Below are 19,373 nucleotides of genomic sequence, written 5' to 3' on the forward strand. Positions count from 1 at the left end.
GTAGCGCGGGAGCGTACATTTGCAGCAATCTCCCTTCCAACTGGGCTATGGTGTTTTGACATCAATGCCGTCGAGCCACCATGCCCCATCTCATCCGCACCCACCCTCGCCTCACCGCCGCCGCCCTGTTGGGTGTGGCGGTGGGGGTGTTGGCACCCGCCGACACCCTGCTCAATAAAATCCTCATCGGCTGGAACAGCGGTGTCTGGACCTACCTGGTACTGATGCTGTGGCTGACCCTGCGGGCCAACGCCGACCGGGTGCGGCGCATTGCCGAGGTGGAGGACGAAAACGCCGCCCTGGTGCTGTTTATCGTGTGCCTGGCGGCGATTGCCAGCCTGGCCACCATCGGCCTGGAACTGAGCGGCAGCCGCGAACTGGCCAGCGCCGAGCGCTGGCAGCACTACGGGTTTACCGGGTTGACGGTGGTCGGCTCGTGGCTGTTGATCGGCATGATCTTCAGCGTGCATTACGCCCGGCTGTACTACACCTGGGACGGCAAAGGCCCGGCCCTGCGCTTTGCCGAAGGCGAGGTCACGCCGGATTATTGGGACTTCCTTTATTTCTCCTTCACCATCGGCGTCGCCGTGCAGACCTCCGATGTCGGCGTTGCCACCCGGGGCATGCGCAAGGTGGTGCTGGCACAGTCGCTGATCGGGTTCCTGTTCAACACCGCCATCCTGGGGTTTTCCATCAACATCGCCGCCGGTTTGATTAACTGACCGGCACCGCCAACAACTGCGCGGCACAGTGCGTGATCCGCCGGCATGCCTCAGCCAGCCGCGCCTGATCCACCACCAACCCTATGCGGATATGCCCCGCGGCGCTGGGCCCGAACGCTTCGCCAGCCAGCACCGCGACGCCGTGATCTTCCAGCAACCGTTCGGCAAACGCCTGGGCACCCAGGCCGGTGGCACGAACATCGACCATCACGAACAGGCCGCCGTCGGGCTTGACCGGGTTAAGCCCCGGGCAGCCGAGCAGCGCGGCACATACCAGGTCGCGACGTTGGCGGTATTCCTCGTGCATGCGCCCCAACTCCGGCAAATCGGCCTCCAACGCGACCTGGGCGGCTTTTTGCACAAACTCCGGGGTGCCGAACAGCATGCACAGCGACAGATGCTCCAGATGATCGGCCAGGGCCGGCGGGCCAATCACCCAGCCCAGGCGCCAGCCGCTCATGGCGTGGGACTTGGACAGGCTGTTGATGGTCGCGGTGCGCCCAGCCATGCCCGGCAGGCTCGCCGGGCTGACGTGCTCGCCCTCGTAGAGTAAGTCGCTGTACACCTCATCGCTGATAAGCCACAGGTCGTGGTCGATGCACAGTCGCGCCAGGGCCTGCCAGGTCGCAAGGGACAGGCTGGCGCCGGACGGGTTGTTGGGGCTATTGAGCAACAGCGCGCGAGTGTTGCCGGTGATGCGCGCGGCGACGTCGGCGGGGTCGATATGGAAACCGTTGGCCGAACGCACCGGCACCGGCACCACCGTGGCGGCGCAGGCGCCGAATACGCCTTCATAGGTCACGTACATGGGCTCGGCGACAAGCACCTCATCCCCTGGGTCCAGCAGGCAGCGTGCCACCGCGTACACCGCGCATTGCGCCCCGGGCAGCACAAGCACTTGGTCGATACCCACCGCTTGGCCGCTGCGTTGCTGCTGGCGGCGCGCAATGGCGGCGCGTAGCCCAGGCCTGCCGCGAGTGTCCGAGTAATGGGTATCGCCTGCGCGAAGGCTATCGATGGCTGCTTGGACAATGGGCGCCGGGGTGTCGAAATCCGGGTCACCCACCGACAGCAGCAGGACGTCCACGCCCTGCCCTATCAGTTCTATAGCGCGGTAATGAATCCGCCAGGCTGCCGCTCCCTCGCCGGCGATTCGTTGAGTCAGGGCCGAATAGCGCATGCACTTCTCCTTGAGTGGCGCGAATGGGACCCTGAACCTTAGATCACAAAACGCGCCACCATCGCATTCAAATCCACCGCCAAGCGCGACAGTTCGTGGCTGGCGGCGCTGGTCTGGTTGGCGCCCGCCGCCGACTGGGTGGCCAGGTCGCGGATGTTGACCAGGTTGCGGTCCACTTCGCGGGACACTTGCGCCTGTTCTTCCGAGGCGCTGGCGATCACCAGGTTGCGCTCGTTAATCATGTGGATCGAGCTGGTGATCTGTTCCAGGGCCACGCCTGCGGCACGGGCCATTTCCAGGGTGGTCTGGGTGCGCTGGTTGCTCTGCTGCATGGAGTTGACCGCTTCGCCGGTGCCGTTCTGGATACCGGCGACCATTTTTTCGATTTCCTGGGTCGATTGCGCCGTGCGGTGGGCCAAGGCCCGCACTTCATCGGCCACCACCGCAAAGCCACGGCCCGCTTCACCGGCGCGCGCCGCTTCGATGGCCGCGTTGAGGGCCAGCAGGTTGGTCTGCTCGGCAATGGCGCGGATCACGTCCAGCACCTTGCCGATATCCCGGCCCTGGGCCGCCAGGCCTTCGATCATCACCGAGGTGTTTTGCACGTCCTGGGTCATGGTCTGGATCGCGCCGACGGTTTCCACCACACGGTCGCGGCCTTCACGGGCCGCCTGGGTCGATTGGTTGGACGCCTCGGAGGTGGACACCGCGTTGCGCGCCACTTCTTCTACCGCAGCGGTCATTTCGTTGACGGCGGTGGCGGCCTGTTCGATTTCGTTGTTTTGCTGTTGCAGGCCACGGGAGGCTTCTTCAGTGACGGCACTGAGTTCCTCGGCGGCTGAGCCCAACTGCGTGGCCGAACCGGCGATCTGCTCGATGGTGCGGCGCAGGCTGCTTTGCATGTCGGAAAGGGCCTTGAGCAGTTGGGCCGGTTCGTCTTTGCCGTCCACTTCGATGGCTTTGGTCAGATCGCCCCCGGCGATGGTTTGCGCGGCGTACAGCGCCTTGTTCAGCGGCGCGACGATGCTGCGGGTGAGCAGCCAGGCCAGCAGCACGGTAAGCAGCGCAGCGATCACCGCGACACCGACGATCCCGCTGATGGCTTCGCTGTAATGCTCGCCAGCCACTGCCGAGGCAGCCTTGGCACCTGCATTGTTGATGTTCACCAACTGGCTGAGCTGCTCGCCCATTTTGTCGGTGCCGTCCTTGATTCGGGTGTTAATCAGGGCCTGCATCTCGTCGAGCTTGTTCTGGCGCGAGAGCGCTAGCATCTGCTCCTGGGCTTGCAGGTAGTTGTCCAGGGTAGCGACGAAGGTTTTGTACAACGCGGCCTCGTCGACTTCGGCCGGCAGCGCGGCATAACTGTTTTGCGCCTGTTTGAGTTTGCCTACCAAATCACCGACGCGAGTCTGGGCCTCTTGCAGCGCCGCGGGGTCGCGGTTGACCAGGATACGGAACGACATAATGCGCAAGCGCAACACGTTATCGGTGATGTTGCCCAGGTAAGCGACGCTGGGCAGTTGTACCTGTTCCATATCGATTGAAGCCTGGCGGATCACCGCCATGCGGTTCACCGCAAATACCCCCAGGATGACGACGAGCAATGCGATGAACGCAAAACCCAGGAAAGCTCTTGGCGCAATGTTCAGTTGACGAAGGGACATAGGACGACTCTCGGTGATGTAGGGCGGCGAGCTTCCGTGCCGTTCACACTGTCAGGCCGGGAATGTTCCCCCTCACAGGCTGGCGCCACTGTTGTAGTTAGTGTGTGGGCCTGATTGGGATATCGGCCAGGCTTGAGGCTTTATGTAGGGGATTTCGGAAAAATATTTCTAATTGTGACTATCGTGCCAGGTTGGGTTGTTGACCCAGGGCAAAGGGCCATAAACCTTACCCGGCCTTGGCGCAATGCATGGGGCTTGGTGGGAGCGAGCCTTGCTCGCGATGACAGTGCTACATCCAGTACTGAGGTAGGGGATAGATCGCTATCGCGAGCAGGCTTGTCCCCACATAAGGCCTACCCCTGCCGCGCTATCAAGCCAACGGCACATCCAGGCTGACCTTGACCCGGTCCATCACCACGATGCTGCGAAACCACTTGATGTTGCGATTTTCGTAGAACAGTTGGCGGGCGAGGATTTCATAGGCCTTCATCGTCTCCACCACAATCACCAGCATGAAATCGGCTTCGCCGGTGACGTAGTAGCACTGCTGGACTTGCGGCACCGACATTTGCGCCTTGAGCACGTCGAGGTCTTCGATGTGGGTGCGTTCGGCGTGCACTTCCACCAGCAAGGTGATGGGTTTGCCCACCGATTGCGGGTCGATCACTGCGGTATTGGCGGTGATGACCCCTTTGTTTTGCAGGCGTTTGATGCGCCGCTGTACCGCTGCCGTGGACAGGCTGACCTGCTCGCCGATGATGCGCAGCGCCATGCTGTTGTCGCGCTGCAAGTGCTCAAGGATCGCCAGGTCGAAGGCGTCGAGGTCGGGGTAGGACATGGCCAAATCCAGATGCGAGAAAATTTCCCATATTAAGCCCGGAAACAGAGTAAACGTCTCACAGCAAAAGCAATATATTCCCACCCCAGAACAACCACCCTTCATCTGCGTAAAACGCCAAGGTCTCGCGAGGACACTGTGTCTAAAGGTATTGCTTTATCGGTTCTGGCCTCGGTGTTGTTCGCCGTCATGTACTTCTACACCACGTTGCTGGGGCCACTGGACGGGATGGAGATTTTCGGCTGGCGCATGCTGCTGACGGTGCCGTGCATGACCCTGTTCATGTTGGCCCTGGGCGAACTCAAGCAGGTTACGCAACTGCTGAGGCGGGTGTTGGACGCTCCGCGGCTGATCCCGGTGCTGCTGCTGTCATCGGCGATGGTGGGGGTGCAGTTGTGGTTGTTTTTGTGGGCGCCGGTCAATGGCCACGGCTTGGACGTGTCCCTGGGCTATTTCCTGCTGCCACTGACCATGGTGCTGACCGGGCGCGTGGTGTACGGTGAGCGCCTGTCGCGCCCACAGAAAATCGCCGCGGTGCTGGCCCTGCTCGGCGTGGCCAATGCGCTGTACCAAGTGGGCAGCGTGAACTGGACCACCTTGCTGGTGGCCTTGGGCTACCCCGGTTACTTCGTGCTGCGCCGGCGCATCGGCACCGACAACATGGGCGGCCTGTGGCTGGATATGACGCTGCTGCTGCCCATTGCCTGGTGGTTTGTGCACAGCGGCGCCCAGGGTTTTGCCGTGGGCACCACCCACCCGGCCATGTACGGGTTGATTCCACTGCTGGGGCTGCTCAGCGCTTCGGCGTTGGCGTGCTATGTGATCGCCAGCCGCTTGTTGGCCTTTGGCTTGTTCGGTTTGCTCAGCTATGTCGAGCCGGTATTGCTGCTGGCCGTGGCGCTGATGCTGGGCGACGGCATCAAGCCCGAGGAATGGCTGACCTACCTCCCGATCTGGCTCGCGGTGCTGGTGCTGGCGGGCGAAGGCGCCAAGCACGTGATGCGCCAGCGGCGCTGACGGGCAGGCGAAAAAAATCCCGGACGGCATCGCAGCCGCCCGGGATTTTCTATGGCCTTATTCGGCGTTCAACACACCACGGCGCACCTGGTCGCGCTCGATGGACTCGAACAATGCCTTGAAGTTGCCCTCGCCGAAACCATCGTCGCCCTTGCGCTGGATGAACTCGAAGAACACCGGGCCCATCAGGGTTTCCGAGAAAATCTGCAGCAGCAGGCGTTTGTCTCCGGATTCCGAGGCGCCGTCAAGCAGGATGCCCCGCGATTGCAGTTGGTCTACCGGCTCGCCGTGGTTGGGCAAGCGGCCTTCGAGCATTTCGTAGTAGGTGTCGGGCGGCGCGGTCATAAAGCGCATGCCGATGCTTTTCAGTTGATCCCAGGTCTTGACCAGGTCATCGGTGAGGAAGGCCACGTGTTGGATGCCTTCGCCGTTGAACTGCATCAGGAACTCTTCGATCTGCCCCGCGCCCTTGGACGACTCTTCATTGAGGGGGATGCGGATCATGCCATCGGGGGCGGTCATGGCCTTGGAGGCCAGGCCGGTGTATTCGCCCTTGATGTCGAAGTAGCGCAGCTCGCGGAAGTTGAACAGCTTCTCGTAGAACCCGGCCCAGTAGGCCATGCGGCCGCGGTACACGTTGTGGGTCAGGTGGTCGATGATCTTCAGGCCCGCACCCGGTGGGTTGCGATCGACGCCCTCGAGGTAGACGAAGTCGATGTCGTAGATGGAGCTGCCTTCACCGTAACGGTCGATCAGGTACAGCGGCGCGCCGCCGATGCCCTTGATGGCCGGCAGGTTCAGCTCCATCGGGCCGGTGGCGATGTGGATCGGCTGGGCGCCGAGTTCCAGTGCGCGGGAGTAGGCCAGTTGGGCATTCTTGACGCGAAACGCCATGCCACACACCGACGGGCCGTGCTCGGCGGCAAAATACGAGGCCACGCTGTTGGGCTCGTTATTGAGAATCAGGTTGATACTGCCCTGGCGGTACAGATGCACGGCTTTGGAGCGATGGGTCGCGACTTTGGTGAAACCCATGATCTCGAAGATCGGTTCCAGGGTGTTGGGCACAGGCGATGCGAATTCAATGAATTCAAAGCCCATCAGGCCCATTGGGTTTTCGTATAAATCTGCCATGGTTGGCGCCTCATCATTATTAGAGTTAACGGAACGTTAGTTGCTCAATAACCGATGGGCGCGGGTGGCGCGCAGGAGATGCCACGCACGCTGCGGGCAAGAAAATCACCGTAGATCAGTTGGAACCCGAGTAGCTTCATTGTCGACCCACTCTCGTACGGGCGAGGCCTCTGCACAGGAGGCTTTATTATTGTATGCGTAACCGGATTCTACACAGCGTAAATGGCTTTGTCCGCATTCTGTATCAAATCCCTTTCTCTGCCCTAGAGACAAGGGGTTTGTTGCACCTGTAGAGCCCCCAGCAGAACCAACGCATCGGGGCACGCCGGGTGTTTACCGCCTTATAGAGTGGCCTCGTGTTGTTGGGTGTTGCCGTAGTCGTCCAGGGTGCTAAAGCGCAACTTGACGTTGGGCGGCCATGTGTCGGGCAAGCCATCAAGCGGGAGGGTCGCCGAGGCCCCCGGGGCGATCATCGGCGGGTCTTCATTACGATACTCCACCCCCCCCAGGCTCACGACCACCGAAGACAAGGTGACGTGATAGCTGCCAGGGTTGTGCACCTGCACCACCGTGCCCTCCCCTCGACGCCACTGCAGTTGAGCAGGGGCGTCGCGGGCCTGCCCCAGCAGATCAACGGGGCGCAAAAACAACTTGATGCGGGTGCGGAAGGCAAACTGCAGGCTGCTGGCCTGTTCGTCGGCCTGGGCAGGTTTGGGCCGGATACCCAGCACATTGAGCCAGTACACCGACTCTTTGTCCGTCGGCACCCCTAGCCCTTGCGCTGCCTGGTAAGCCACGCGCAGGGCCGCGCTCTTGCCGGCCTCCATGCGCAGGATCGGCGGGCTGATGGTGAACGGCACATCGCTGTATTCGGCTTGCACCTGGGGGTCGCCTTCATCGATCCAGACTTGCACCAGCCGTGGATCCGGGGCTTCGTTTTTCAACTTGAGGGTGACCTCGCGCCGCTCCATGGGGAAGATCACCCGGGTGCTGTCGATCACGATTTCCCCCCGGGCACTGCCCACCAGCAACGCCGCCACCCACCCCCAGAGCAAACGGCGCTTCATCGGTAGCTCATCGTGAATGTGACCAGGCCATTGGCGCTGCCAGGCTTGACCACCGCTTCGGTCTGGATGTAGCGCACCGCCAGGGGAATGTTGAATACACCATTTCCGGCAGCGCCGGCCTGCCACTGATTGGGGTTGCCCTCGGCCGCGGAGTCCGGGCCATAGCGCAGCAGTGTTCCGTTGTGGAGCAATTGCAGGGCGATGCCTTGGGCGGTGGAGGTTGGGGTCAGGGACAGTTGATCGCCACGGTTGGCGGTGTTGGTCTGGTCGGTCAGGGTCACCCATACGTCCCGGGTCGGTCCTTCGCCGCCGCTGCATTGCAGTGCAATAGTGTCGCTGGCCGAGCCGGCGACGCTGCCCACCCCGGTAAACTCCCGCGCCGCGACTTTGCCCAGGTTGATCGCTATAGCCGGGGTGGATACCGAGCACGTGGGTTTGCGCGGAGGGTTAACGATAATGTTGCCGAAGTGGAACTGGTGATGCTGGTAGTAGCCGGCGCTCAGGTGTGCGTAGTAACGCGACGGTATCGCGCCGCCCTGGATAGGCCCCGTGGCGATGAAGATCACCCGCCCCTCCATTCCCCAGACCGGCAGCCCCGGCCTCTCGGGCCCGCGCAGAATGGTCACCCCGGTAGTAACACGTTTCATAGGCCCCATGTCGCGATCCTTAGCCATCATCACAAAGCCAACGCCGGGCAAGCCCGTTGCATAGACCGGCAAGGCCAGGCCGGAATGACCGAACTCCAAGCCTGTCCATGGTGTGTTGGCCGGCATGCCCATATGCGAGTAACGGTCAATCACAACGGTGGGGTCGTAAGTGCAGCGCAAGCCGTTGGGGGCGTTGATGACATAACCGTCGGGCTCGCCAATCGGGCGCCCCACAACCGGGTTGGCCGGCACGCTGATTGGCGGCACCGACAGTACGGTTGGCGGGTTTCCGTCACAGCTAATGCCCAAGCCGTGGGCCACAGGGATGTTCAAGACGGCGCAGGCGAACAGCCCTGCTGCGCCCAGGAGTGTTTTCGCAGTGCACTGCTTCATCGGGTACTCACTTCTTGACGTACGGGCGTGGAGACACAACGGCTGTGCAGCAGGTCGGCGCTCTGCTGCCGTTGCCCGCGCGGTTGCAGCGGCAGTTGATAGTGGATGTAGCAGCGGCCATCGGCGCCGTCCCTCCATTTCACGGTGAGGGTGCCCTGCTCGGCGATCCCCCGCACAAACGCCTTGCTGGCCTGGCCGATCACCCCCACTTCAGTGCCCTGTTCATTGAACACCTGGGCGGCAAATGGCAGGGGTTGGCCGTTTTCCTGCGCGGCCTTGACCACCACGGCGCGGCCACTGACTGTCTCGAACTTGAGCAACGCCACCGCGCCCAAGGTCGGCACCACGGTTTGGGTCGCTTCCTTGAGTTCCACATCCTGGGCCGTGCCATGGGGGTCGATGCCCACATTGTTGGTCTGATAGGCCCGCAGGGATGACACCACCGCATAGCCAGCCTTGTTCACCTTGACGTTGTAGCTATTGCTCAACAACGCCCCTTCGGCGTTGGGCACATGCACCAGGGCCGAAGCTTCGCCCAGGTATTGAGAGAAGGTCAGGCCCCCCGCGTGGGTAATCAGCCCACCGTTGGCGCTAAAGGACACCTGGCTGTCGTCGTTGGCATGGCTGTAGCCAGCGCGCATGTTGGCCAGGCCGCCGTTGTAGTTGCCATACGCATTGAAGTTGCCCTGGGGGTTGCCGGCGCCCGTGGCCCGGCTGCCCGAGAGGCCGTAGCTGAGGGACGCCTCGTCATCGAGGATTCCGTCGATGCCCACTTGCTCTTGCAGGGTGCTGCCCGTTTGCCCGGTATTGCGTACCAGGGTGGTGCTGATGTTCGGAGCGCGCACACCGCCGCCCAGAGGCATGGACAGGGTCAACATCAATCGGTTGTCGACCCTGCCGAGAGCGCTGGTGCGGCTGAAGAAAACGTCATCACTCAATTGTTGTTGGCTGGGCTCGCCACTGTCTTCGACGCGCGAGCGTTGGGCCGAGAGGTTCCAATTGATGCGGCGCCAGGCTGCGCCGTAGCTAATGCTGTAGGACGTTTCGCGACCCTGCTGGCGGCCCCAGTAATCGGACGAACTGGCATAGAAACTCAGCGAACCACTGCCGACTTTCTGGCTAACCGTCAGGTCGATACGGCTTTTGCGCCGGGCATAGGTGTCGATATCCCTGCCCAGGCTGTTCAACTGCCGCACGCTGACCGCGTCGCTCAGGCTCAAGTAGCCCGGCGTGGAGAAACGGTAGGCACCCAGCACGAAATTGGTCCCCGACTGGGGCAGGTTCTTGTTGTAGCTGATACCCAGGTTGCGCCCCGACACCACGCCATCGCCATACCCCGGTACTTGGGTGCGCGAATCGGTGGCATCGAGGGAAAACGCCCCCAGCGGCGTGTTCACCGCCACGCCCACCTTGCCCTGCAGGTAACCCTCGGAATAGGTGGTGCCGCCATACAGTGTCAGGTCATCGAGCAGGCCATATTGCAACGTGCCCTGGAAGGTGATCGGGTTAGCGCCCTTGAAACCGCTCTGGCGTACCTGGCCGAAGGTGGCGCTGTAGCGGCTGGTACCGGAGCGCAGCAACTGCGGCGCCACCGAGTAAGGAATGATGTTGCTGGTGATGCGCCCGTTGGCCTCGGTGACACGGACGGTCAGGTCACCGCCATACCCGGTCGGGAACAGGTCGTCGATTACAAAGGGGCCAGGGGCCACTGTGGTTTCGTAAATGGTGTAGCCATTCTGGCTGACGGTCACGGTGGCATTGCTGTCGGCGACACCGCGTACCACCGGCGCATAGCCCTGCTGCGACTGCGGCAACATGCGATCGTCGGTGGCCAGGCTGATACCGCGCATCCGCGTGCTTTCCAGCACCTGGCCGCTGCTGAAACTGTCGCCGATGGTCAGGCGCGACTGCCAGGTATTGAAGTTGCGTTGCAGGTAAGTGGCCGTGTTCTGGTAGGTCTGTATGCCGGTTTTCGAGTTCCAGGCCTGCGCGCCCTGGTGGCGCAAGCGCCAGCTGCCCAGGTTCAGGCCGCTGTTGACCCCCAGATAGGCCCGGTCGTCACCCTCACCGCGGGTGGCGCTGGAGGCGGCGAAGTGATAACTCGCCAGCCCCGCATCAATGCCGTCATCCCACAGCGAGGGATCGACATAACCGCGTACCGAACTCTTCATGTACACCTGGGGCACGCTGAGGGACAACTCCAGGGCTCCGGCGTCGAAGTTGGCGACGGCTTGGGGGATCCATTGGCCAATATCCCCGCACATCGCAGTGGGTGCCGGGGCGGCTGGGGGCTGGGCATTGTCTTTGGGCTTTTCGGCGTCGATCTTTTCCTCGGAGATGCCCAGGCGCGTGAGCAGCGCCCAATCCAGGCACGGCACAGCGCCGGTTTCGCCGGGCAATCTGCTAAACGGCAACTCATGGCGCCCGGCCTGATGGCCATTGACCAGGATATCGATGCGGTACTTACCCGGGCTCAGGTTATTACCCTGGTTGAACCGGGTAATGTCTACCGCTGAGGCAACACCACTGCTAAAGGCGTCCAGGTCGAACAGCAAAGGCGCCGCCAGCGCATCGGTGCGGGCGAAGGCGGCACACATCAAACCGCCGGTCATGACACCGGCCAGGCGCAAGGTCGACGGGCCCAAATGGCGGCCCGCCCGTATAGGTCGTTGAAATGGCATAGTCATGGCTTCAGCTAACGCGTAAAGAGTCGACCCCTGTGGCTCGATGGGGCGCATCAGGGGTTCAGGGGGGCCTGCTGCATGGCAGAGAACCCACCAAAATCGTCGATGTACTTGAACTGCACCCGCGCCTGGGCAGGTGGCGCACCTAATGCACTGGTCAGGGCAAATTCCAGGCTGGTGAAGGGAGCGACCATGCCCTGCTGGGCGGTCTGGATTACCTTGGCGCCCTCGTGGGTGCCAAGCGCCACGGCCACTTCATTGAAACTCACGTGGTACGCCGACGGGTTGTGCACTTTCAGTGTCGAGCCCTGCACACTCCAGCGCAGTTGCGCGGGGGCTTCTTCGGGCTTGCCCGGCAGGCTCTGAGGCCGGAAGAACACCTTGGTGCGGATGCGAAAAGCGAAACGCAGATGGTTGAGGTTGTCCTCCTCGTCTTGCGCGGCCCCTGGAGGTGGCGATACAAGCGGCGGTACTTCCAGCACGTTCAGCCAGAACACCGACTCCTTGTCCTTGGGTAATGGTTCACGTGTGTAAGCCAGGCGCATGGCCTGGCTCTTGCCAGGATCAACGCGAAAAACCGGTGGAGTGAGGCTGAACGGCACGTCGCTTTGCTCAGCGGTCACGCTGGCATCACCGGCATCGAGCCACGCCTGCACCAGACGCGGTGCGTGTTTGTCATCGTTAGTCACGCGTACGGTGATCTCGCGTCGCTGTTCGGGATAAACCTGGCGGGTCCCACTGATAATCACGCCCGCCTGGGCAGGCAGCAGAGGCGCGCCAATAGCCAGGCCCAGTGCGGCGTAAACCAGGCAACGGGGCAAACGGCTGGAAAAACGAAACATGTTCACTTCCCTCAACATCAAGGCTGCGCCCGGCCGGTTGGGGCGGGCGCCTGCTTGGAACAAACGAATCCGGGGGATTCGATCAGGGGAAGGTCACGGAGTACTGCACGGCGGTGCTGACAATACCGGCGCCGGCAGCGCCACCAGTGGCGATGTACTGGGCAGCAAATGGCAAGGTTGCCAGGCCAGCGTTGACCGTCGCCGTCGTGGAGTTCTGGCCGGTCCGCAGGTCCATTGGGGTTTTGGTGGCTTCATCGACGATCTGCACTTCGACGTTGGCCGCAGGCGACGTCGCAGCGGTATTGCGCAAGTTGCCGGTGGCCGGGTTGATGGCCGGGCTGGTGGTTTCATACATCACCGCGACGATGGTGCCATCCGGGCAGGTGGCCGAACCGCCGACGTAGATGAAATAAGGCTTGGCGCCTGCGGTCACGCCGTCGGCCGCCAGGGAGCTGGTCTGAACCTTGTTCAGCACCACCGGGAAGTTGGCGCCGCTACCCGGCGCGCCTCCCGTGCCGCCGCTGATGGTGCAGGTGGTGCCACCAATCTCCCCAGTGATGGTGATGGTTCCGTCTGCGGCAAACGCGGAGGTTGCAGCAAGACTGGAAGCGGCCAGCAAGGCAATGGCCTGTACGCACTTTTTCATAAATGAATTTCTCTCATGGTTAGGTATCACGCTTTATCGCTGTGCAATCAACGGACAAGGCTGGCTCATCCCGTCAGAGTCAGGCCCAAGGGCGTGAACCTCACGGTAGGGCACACGTCGCCAGGCAGTGGAAATCCATCTCCGGGGTGCGCGCCAAAGCAACCCCGACTTTTCCAACAGTGCCCGTTAAATAAGGAGCAGTAGCCCCTTGGCGATGGCGCGCACTTTGCCAAAGTGCACATTTTCTAACCACTGACCGAACGGATAGGCGGTCGCAATCAGGAAAGAAAATGTTCAGATTGCGCCACTGGCAAAACGAGATCAGGGGCGCAAAACAGGCGAAGCAACATGAGATATGTTCATAGATCCAGGCGATGATGCTGGGTTGCACCATGGTCGTCGATGCTGCTGAAACTCAGCCTGGCCGTGCCCTTGGCCTTGAGCGCTGCGCCCGAAAGAGGAATGCGCAGTACCTGCCCAGGGCCGACCATCGGCGGGTCGGCGGCGGTGTAGGCGCTGTCGGTCATCAACGACAGCCGAGACAGGGTCACGTGGTAAGCCGTCGGGTTGTACACCTCCAACTCTGCCCGGCCCGGGTCGGGCAAACGCCATTGCAGCGCGGCCGGCGCCTCTTCCACCTTCCCGGGTAACCCGGGCGGGCGCACAAACAGCTTGATCCGGGTGCGAAAGGCAAAGCTCACCGAGCCTGCCTGGGCATGCTGGGCCTGCGGCCCAACACTCAACACATTCACCCAGAACACCGACTCCTGATGAACCGGCAATGCCTGCTCCTGGGGAACCCAGGCAATGCGTAACGCGGTGCTTTTTCCACCTTCGATCCGCAGAACCGGCGGCACGACCGTAAAAGGTGCTTCGGCCTGCCCCGGGCCTGCCTGTGGGTCACCCCGGTCAATCCAGGCCTGCACCAGGCGCGGACCGCGTGCGGTGTTACTCAGTGCCAGGGTGATATCGCGGTTCTCGGTGTGGTAGACGGCCCGGGTGTGCCCCAGCACTATTTCGGCGCAGGCCGAAGCGGCGTGGAAACTGGCTGCCAGGCCCACCACCGGCAGCCACAGGCGCCTTGATCGACTCATGAACGCGGGCACAGTCAGCGGTAACTCAGGGTGAAGGTCGCCACCCCATTGGCCTTGCCCGGGATAATGCGGGTGTCCGTTTGCACGTACCGCGCGGTCAGGGGAATGCGGAAAACGCCGTTGCCCGTGCTGCCAGCCAGCCATTGGTTAGGATTGCCGATAGCCGACGAGTCCGGGCCATAGCGCACCAGTGTCGTGCCATGCAGCAGTTGAAGGGCCACGCCTTGCGCCGTCGAAGTATTACTCAGGGACAGCACGTCGCTGCGGTTGGCCGGTTGGCTCTGGTCCGTGAGGGTAATCAGGACGTCGGTCTTCGAGCCTGTGCCTGCCGCGCAGTCGAGTGCAATTGATTCGGTAACAGACCCCGCCGTACTGCCCGGGCCCTGGAAGTCATGGGTGGCGATAGTGCCCAGGGCCATGTTCACCCCGGGGGTCGAAACCGTGCAGGTCGGTTTTCTCGGTGGGTGGATAACGGTCGCATTGAAGTTGATGGCATGGTAGCCGGGGCTGTTGATGTCGGACTTGTCGAGCGTGAAGCGGCCCACATTGAATCCATTGATTGTCCCGCCCGTCACCGGCCCCGTGGCCACCAGAAAGACGCGCCCGTGAACGCCCCAATAGCGGATTTCGTCGGGTGTGCCATAGAGGCCGACGTTCTCCAGGCCAATGGCACGCAATGGGCGATTGGGGTCTTGCGCCATCATGGCAAAGCCCACGCCCGGCACGTTAGTGGCGAACACCGGCATCGTCAGGCCCATGGCGCTGAAGGTCAGTGCGGTGGGCTGGCTGTTAACCACCCGCGCCCAAGACGTGTGGAACTCTCGATGCCCGTAGTAGTAACAAATCAACCCGGCATCGGCACCAAAGAAGTACCCGTCAGCATTCCCAATCACCTCCCCCACGACAGGCGGGGCAGCCAGGGTGACGGGAGGAATACTGATATGGGCCGCTGGCTGCGGCGTGCACTTGCCATAACCATAAGTCTCTTGGGCCATCAGGCACCCACCCAGTAAAAATCCGCAGAAATAACGATAATCAAACACGTGCGTACCTTTTCAATTCATAACGAGTCGAGCGCCCGCCACCGACCAGCAGGCAGGCCCCGTATCTTTCACAGTCCGATGGCGCCGGTTAAGGGGCCGCGCGCGCCAGGCATTGCCCTTGCAGCCAATCCGCCGAAACCTGGCGCTGGCGCTTGTCCTGCGCGGGTAGCTGGTAGGCGATATGACATTGCTCGCTCTGCCCTTCCCCCCAGCGGACAGTGAGGGTTCCCTTCTCGGCAATCCCTCGTACAAAGGCCTTGCTGCCCTGCCCGACCACACCCACTTCGACCCCTTGCTCATCGAATACCTGCGCCGCGAATGGCAGGTTGCGTCCTCCTTCCTGCTGGCTCTTGAGAACCACGGCGCGGCCGCTGACGGTGGCGAACTCCAGTAACGACACCGCCCCCAGGGTGGGTGCCACCGTTCTCGAGGTTTCGCTCAACTCAACATCGAAAGAGGTGCCACTGGGGTCGAGGCTCACCCTGTTTTGCTGGAACGGCAGCAACGATGGCGCCACGGCGTAACCGCGCCCGTCCACCCGCACATTGCCAGCACTGCTCAACAAGGCCCCCTGCGCATCCGGCACATGCACCAGTGCAACGGCTTCCCCCAGAGACTGAGAGAGGGTCACACCCTCGCGATGCGCCACGAGCCCGCCATCGGCACTGAACGACAATTGGCTGTTATGCCCCGAGCGCCCGTAGCCGGCCCGCAGGTTGGCGGCGCTGGTGCGGTAGCCACCATAGGCATTGAGACTGTCGTGGGTCGCCCCGTCATCGGCATTGCGGCTTCCCGACAGGTCGTAACTGAGTTCGTTCTGCTCCCCGGCCAGGCCGGAAAGGCCGACCTGATAGTGACTGGAGTCAGTGCTGCCACTGTTGCGCGAAAGCGAACTATTGAGGCTGGGTGCTCGCGAACTCCCACCCAAAGGCAACGACAGGCTCAGCACAAAGCGGTTGTCGGCCCGCCCCGCGTTGCTTTGCCGGCCAAAGAACACGTCATCGCTAGACTCCTGCGAAGACAGCTGCCGTCCATCGTCAATGCGCGATCGCTGCCAGGACAGGTTCCAATTGACCTTTTGCCAGGACGCGCCATAGCCGAGGGTGAATGAGGTCTGGCGCCCTTGGCTGCGCCCCCAATAGTCCGCCGAACTGCCGTACAAGCTGAGCGTGCCGCTCCCCAGTTTTTGGCTGAGGGTCAGGTCGACCCGGCTTTTCTGCCGGGCATAGGAGGACGGATCCGTGCCTTTGCGCGCCCACTCCCGGATGTTGATCGCATCGATCAGGCTCAGGTAGCCCTCGGAGGTGAAACGGTACGCGCCCAGGACTACGTTGGTGCCCGAGTCCACAAGGTTTTTGTTATAGGCAATACCGAAGTTGGTCCCCGTGGACGTACCCTGGCCGGGGATCGCGGTACGCGCGCCACCCGCCTCCAAGGAAAACGCCCCTAACCAAGTGTTGAATGCCGTACCCAACTTGGCCTGGGCATAGCCTTCGGAAACCAGGCTGCCGCCATACAGCGTCACCGCGTTGCTCAACCCGCGCGATAAAGTGCCCTGCACCACCGCGGGGGAGCTGCGGGAGCTGCTGTTCTGGCGGACCTGGCCGAGCGCGGCGCTGTACTTCATGGCGTCGGCGCGCAGCAGTTGCGGGGTAACGGAAAACGGCACGACAAAACTGCGTTTGCGCCCCCCCACTTCGGTCACGCTGACCGTCAGGTCACCGCCATAGCCTGTAGCGAACAAGTCATCGATCACGAATGGGCCCGGCGCCACGGTGGTTTCATAGATGCGGTAACCGTTCTGGCTGATGCTCACCGTCGCATTGCTGTCGGCAATCCCCCGCACCACCGGCGCATAGCCACGCTGCGACTGGGCAAGCATGCGCTCATCCGTGGCCAGGCTGATGCCGCGCAGGCCGACATTGTCCAGGATCTGCCCGCCAGTGAAGCTGTCGCCGATTGTCAGCAACGACTGAAGCGGCGCGACGGACCGCTGCACATAGGTGGCCGTGCTCTGGTATGGCGAACGCCCACGATTACTCCAGGCCTGCGCGCCCTGGTGCCGCAGGCGCCATTGACCCAGGTTGACGCCACCGTTGAGGCCTAGGTAGGTGCGGTCATTGCGCTCGCCCTCAGTGGTGAGGGAGGTGCTGAAGTTGTAGTTCAACAGACCGGCAGTGATGCCACTGTCCCACTGCGACGGATCCACATAAGCGCGGGCCGAAGGCTTCATGTACAGCTGCGGGATACTGAGGGTCAGTGCCAGGGAGCCAGGATCGAACAGGACGTCGGCGGCCAACAGCCAACTGCCGATCTCGGCACATTCAAGCGCATTCGGCGCCTGGCTGTTGCGAGGCGGGATTTTTTCCAAGGCAATACCCAGCTTGGTCAGCAGCACCTGGTTAAAACAGGGAACCAGTTCAGAGCTATTGACCTTGTCGACAAAATCAATGTCCCAGCGGCCCGTGGAATAACCGTTGATGTATACGTCCACACGGTAAGTACCTGGTGCCAGGGGCGTACTCTTTTCAAAACGCGATAAATCAACTTTTGGCCCGATAGTCTGGGTAAAAGCATCAAGATCAAAAGTGAGCGGCGTTAGGGGTTGCGCCATTAATTGCACACTCGGCCCTGCAGTGAAAAACAAACAACCGACCAGCGGAAATACACGGGCGAACCCATTACAAATAACGCCGACAGCAGGACGACGGCGCAACAACAGTTGCTTTTCGACAGGCATGATTATCGCTTCATATAAACAATTCGCAGGACGAACTGAACACCTACACAAAGAGCAGGCTGTAGTTATCGAACTAATCTAACCCTTCAAACACTACCTGTGCAGCGGGGCTCGCTGTGGCAGTGAAAACCCGCCGTAATCATTGATGTATTTAAATTCAACATGCATCTGCTGAGGAAACGAACTTGGAATATTAGCCTGTGCAAAACGCATTACCTGGCCTGGTGCAACCATCGCATCGCTAGCGATCAAGGCCAACGGTACTTGTGTGCCGTCCGGCGCAGTAAGTGCCACTTCATTGAACGTGACGTGGAAAGCCGAAGGATTGAATACTTCCAGGGTGCCATTTTTATTGCCTGGCCTCAGCGTCCAACGCAGCTGAGCGGGAGCCTGCTCTGAATTACCCGGCAGGGAATTTGGGCGGAAAAACAACTTGGTGCGAATGCGGAAGGCGAATGTCAGCTGATTGCTGCCCTCATCGGACTCTTGGTTTTTAATGTCAACTTTTGGCGGAACTTCCAGGACATTGAGCCAGAACACCGACTCTTTATCGACAGGCAACGGCTCCTTTGTATAAGTCACGCGCAATGCCTGGCTTTTCCCCGCATCCAGGCGAAATACCGGGGGCGTTATATTAAAAGGCGCATCAGCGGCATCGGCGTCTTGTTCGGCCCCACTTAACCAGACTTGCACCAGGCGAGATTGCTGACGATCATCATTTGTCAGCCTTACCGTTATTTCCCGGCGCTGCTCTGGATAAATCTGGCGGGACCCTTCAATAACCACGCCGGCGCTCGCGTGCCAAGACGCTATTGCGGTCGACAGGCAAACCACACCCACCGCAAGTTGGCGAAATGATTCGCTAAGTAAATACGACATTGCATTGATCTCTACAGATTAGGAAGTAGCGCCCAACCGCGAAAGTTGGGCGCCAAGCCTATCAATCAGGTTACTGAGCCCGAACGAACTCAGAACTTATCAGGGGAAGGTCACGGAATACTGGACACTGGTTTCCACCTTGCCTGGGCTGGCCGCCCCACCTACTGCCACATAGCGTGCGGCGAAAGGCAGGGTGGCCAGGCCGGAAGTGACCTGAGCGGCCGTGGTGCTCTGGCCTTTACGCAGATCGATGACTGCATCGTTGGCCAGCGCTCTATCAATGATCTGCACTTCTACGTTGCTTGCCGGGCTGCTCGTGGCACGGTTACGCAGGTTACCGGTAGTCGGGCTGATCGCCGGGCTGCCGATTTCATACAGCACGGCAACGTTGGTGCCGTCCGGGCAATGCTGACCACCGACATAGATAGCGAAAGGCTTGGCACCGGCGGATTCACCTTCTGCCGACAACGCGGTGTTCTGGATGGTATCGAGCACCACCGGGAAGTTTGCACCCGAACCCGGCGCACCGCCGGTACCGCCGCTGATGGTGCAAGTAATGCCCCTGATCTCGCCCGTGATGTTAATAGTACCGTCGGCTGCGAGAGCAGCTCCTGCGAATACACTGGAGGCCGCCAGAAAACCCAAAGCAATTACATTTTTTTTCATGATGAAAATTTCACTCACGAGAGAAGAACAATAAAAAGAGGCCTTTACCAACAGTAGGGACTTACTGCCTTTCAAGACGCCAATTAATCCATCGACGTTCCGACGACCTGCGCCAGA

General features: G+C 61.3%; 16 protein-coding genes. 2 read left to right on the top strand and 14 right to left on the bottom strand.

Features of this window, described 5'->3' with window-relative positions:
- The first annotated feature begins 80 nt into the window (after positions 1-80).
- A complete protein-coding gene (locus AC19YR_RS08955; protein WP_095108437.1) occupies positions 81-722 on the top strand; it encodes a DUF1345 domain-containing protein in 642 nt (213 codons plus the stop codon).
- Here AC19YR_RS08955 and AC19YR_RS08960 read toward each other — a convergent pair.
- The 3 genes from AC19YR_RS08960 to AC19YR_RS08970 all read right to left on the bottom strand — a co-directional run bounded on the left by AC19YR_RS08960 (position 715) and on the right by AC19YR_RS08970 (position 4,404).
- Complete coding sequence (locus AC19YR_RS08960; protein ID WP_500598048.1) at positions 715-1,902, bottom strand: pyridoxal phosphate-dependent aminotransferase; 1,188 nt, start codon at positions 1,900-1,902, stop codon at positions 715-717. The two genes, AC19YR_RS08955 and AC19YR_RS08960, sit on opposite strands and share 8 nt — an antisense overlap.
- A 38-nt stretch (positions 1,903-1,940) precedes the next feature.
- Positions 1,941-3,566: a methyl-accepting chemotaxis protein gene (locus AC19YR_RS08965; RefSeq protein WP_095108439.1), complete on the bottom strand. Its 1,626-nt coding sequence runs from the start codon at positions 3,564-3,566 to the stop codon at positions 1,941-1,943.
- Between the two features lie 370 nt (positions 3,567-3,936).
- Positions 3,937-4,404 carry an Lrp/AsnC family transcriptional regulator gene (locus AC19YR_RS08970; protein WP_095108440.1) on the bottom strand — a complete coding sequence of 156 codons (468 nt, stop codon included), beginning with the start codon at positions 4,402-4,404 and terminating at the stop codon, positions 3,937-3,939.
- A gap of 138 nt (positions 4,405-4,542) precedes the next feature.
- Here AC19YR_RS08970 and rarD point away from each other — a divergent pair, with 138 nt between their 5' ends.
- On the top strand, positions 4,543-5,421 hold the full coding sequence (gene rarD, locus AC19YR_RS08975) for an EamA family transporter RarD (protein WP_095108441.1): 879 nt from the start codon (positions 4,543-4,545) through the stop codon (positions 5,419-5,421).
- Positions 5,422-5,478: 57 nt separating this feature from the next.
- On the opposite strand, the gene hppD is transcribed toward rarD, so the two are convergent.
- The 11 genes from hppD to AC19YR_RS09030 form a co-directional block, all read right to left on the bottom strand.
- Positions 5,479-6,555 (bottom strand): 4-hydroxyphenylpyruvate dioxygenase, encoded by a 1,077-nt coding sequence (gene hppD, locus AC19YR_RS08980; RefSeq protein ID WP_095108442.1) that lies wholly within the window; start codon positions 6,553-6,555, stop codon positions 5,479-5,481.
- A gap of 341 nt (positions 6,556-6,896) precedes the next feature.
- Positions 6,897-7,622, bottom strand: coding sequence for a fimbrial biogenesis chaperone (locus AC19YR_RS08985; protein ID WP_500598051.1), 726 nt, complete (start codon positions 7,620-7,622; stop codon positions 6,897-6,899).
- Positions 7,619-8,662, bottom strand: a complete 1,044-nt coding sequence (locus tag AC19YR_RS08990; protein ID WP_176465087.1) for a fimbrial protein — start codon at positions 8,660-8,662, stop codon at positions 7,619-7,621. Before AC19YR_RS08990 ends, AC19YR_RS08985 begins: the two co-directional genes overlap by 4 nt.
- A complete protein-coding gene (locus AC19YR_RS08995; protein WP_500598054.1) occupies positions 8,659-11,349 on the bottom strand; it encodes a fimbria/pilus outer membrane usher protein in 2,691 nt (896 codons plus the stop codon). The genes AC19YR_RS08990 and AC19YR_RS08995 overlap by 4 nt, the downstream gene beginning before the upstream one ends.
- 50 nt (positions 11,350-11,399) lie before the next feature.
- On the bottom strand, positions 11,400-12,188 hold the full coding sequence (locus tag AC19YR_RS09000) for a fimbrial biogenesis chaperone (RefSeq protein WP_095108445.1): 789 nt from the start codon (positions 12,186-12,188) through the stop codon (positions 11,400-11,402).
- Between the two features lie 82 nt (positions 12,189-12,270).
- Positions 12,271-12,834 (bottom strand): fimbrial protein, encoded by a 564-nt coding sequence (locus AC19YR_RS09005; protein ID WP_095108446.1) that lies wholly within the window; start codon positions 12,832-12,834, stop codon positions 12,271-12,273.
- Positions 12,835-13,193: 359 nt separating this feature from the next.
- Entirely contained in the window at positions 13,194-13,928 is a 735-nt protein-coding gene (locus AC19YR_RS09010) for a fimbrial biogenesis chaperone (RefSeq protein WP_176465088.1), read from the bottom strand.
- Between the two features lie 14 nt (positions 13,929-13,942).
- Positions 13,943-14,923 (bottom strand): fimbrial protein, encoded by a 981-nt coding sequence (locus AC19YR_RS09015; protein WP_176465089.1) that lies wholly within the window; start codon positions 14,921-14,923, stop codon positions 13,943-13,945.
- A 136-nt stretch (positions 14,924-15,059) separates the two neighbouring features.
- Positions 15,060-17,711, bottom strand: coding sequence for a fimbria/pilus outer membrane usher protein (locus tag AC19YR_RS09020; RefSeq protein ID WP_500598057.1), 2,652 nt, complete (start codon positions 17,709-17,711; stop codon positions 15,060-15,062).
- Between the two features lie 93 nt (positions 17,712-17,804).
- A complete protein-coding gene (locus tag AC19YR_RS09025; RefSeq protein ID WP_500598059.1) occupies positions 17,805-18,590 on the bottom strand; it encodes a fimbrial biogenesis chaperone in 786 nt (261 codons plus the stop codon).
- 99 nt (positions 18,591-18,689) lie between these two features.
- The gene (locus AC19YR_RS09030; RefSeq protein WP_176465090.1) at positions 18,690-19,331 is read right to left on the bottom strand and encodes a fimbrial protein; all 642 of its coding nucleotides are present in this window, start codon (positions 19,329-19,331) and stop codon (positions 18,690-18,692) included.
- Positions 19,332-19,373: the final 42 nt, after the last annotated feature.

The organism is Pseudomonas sp. MF08817 (assembly GCF_059862705.1).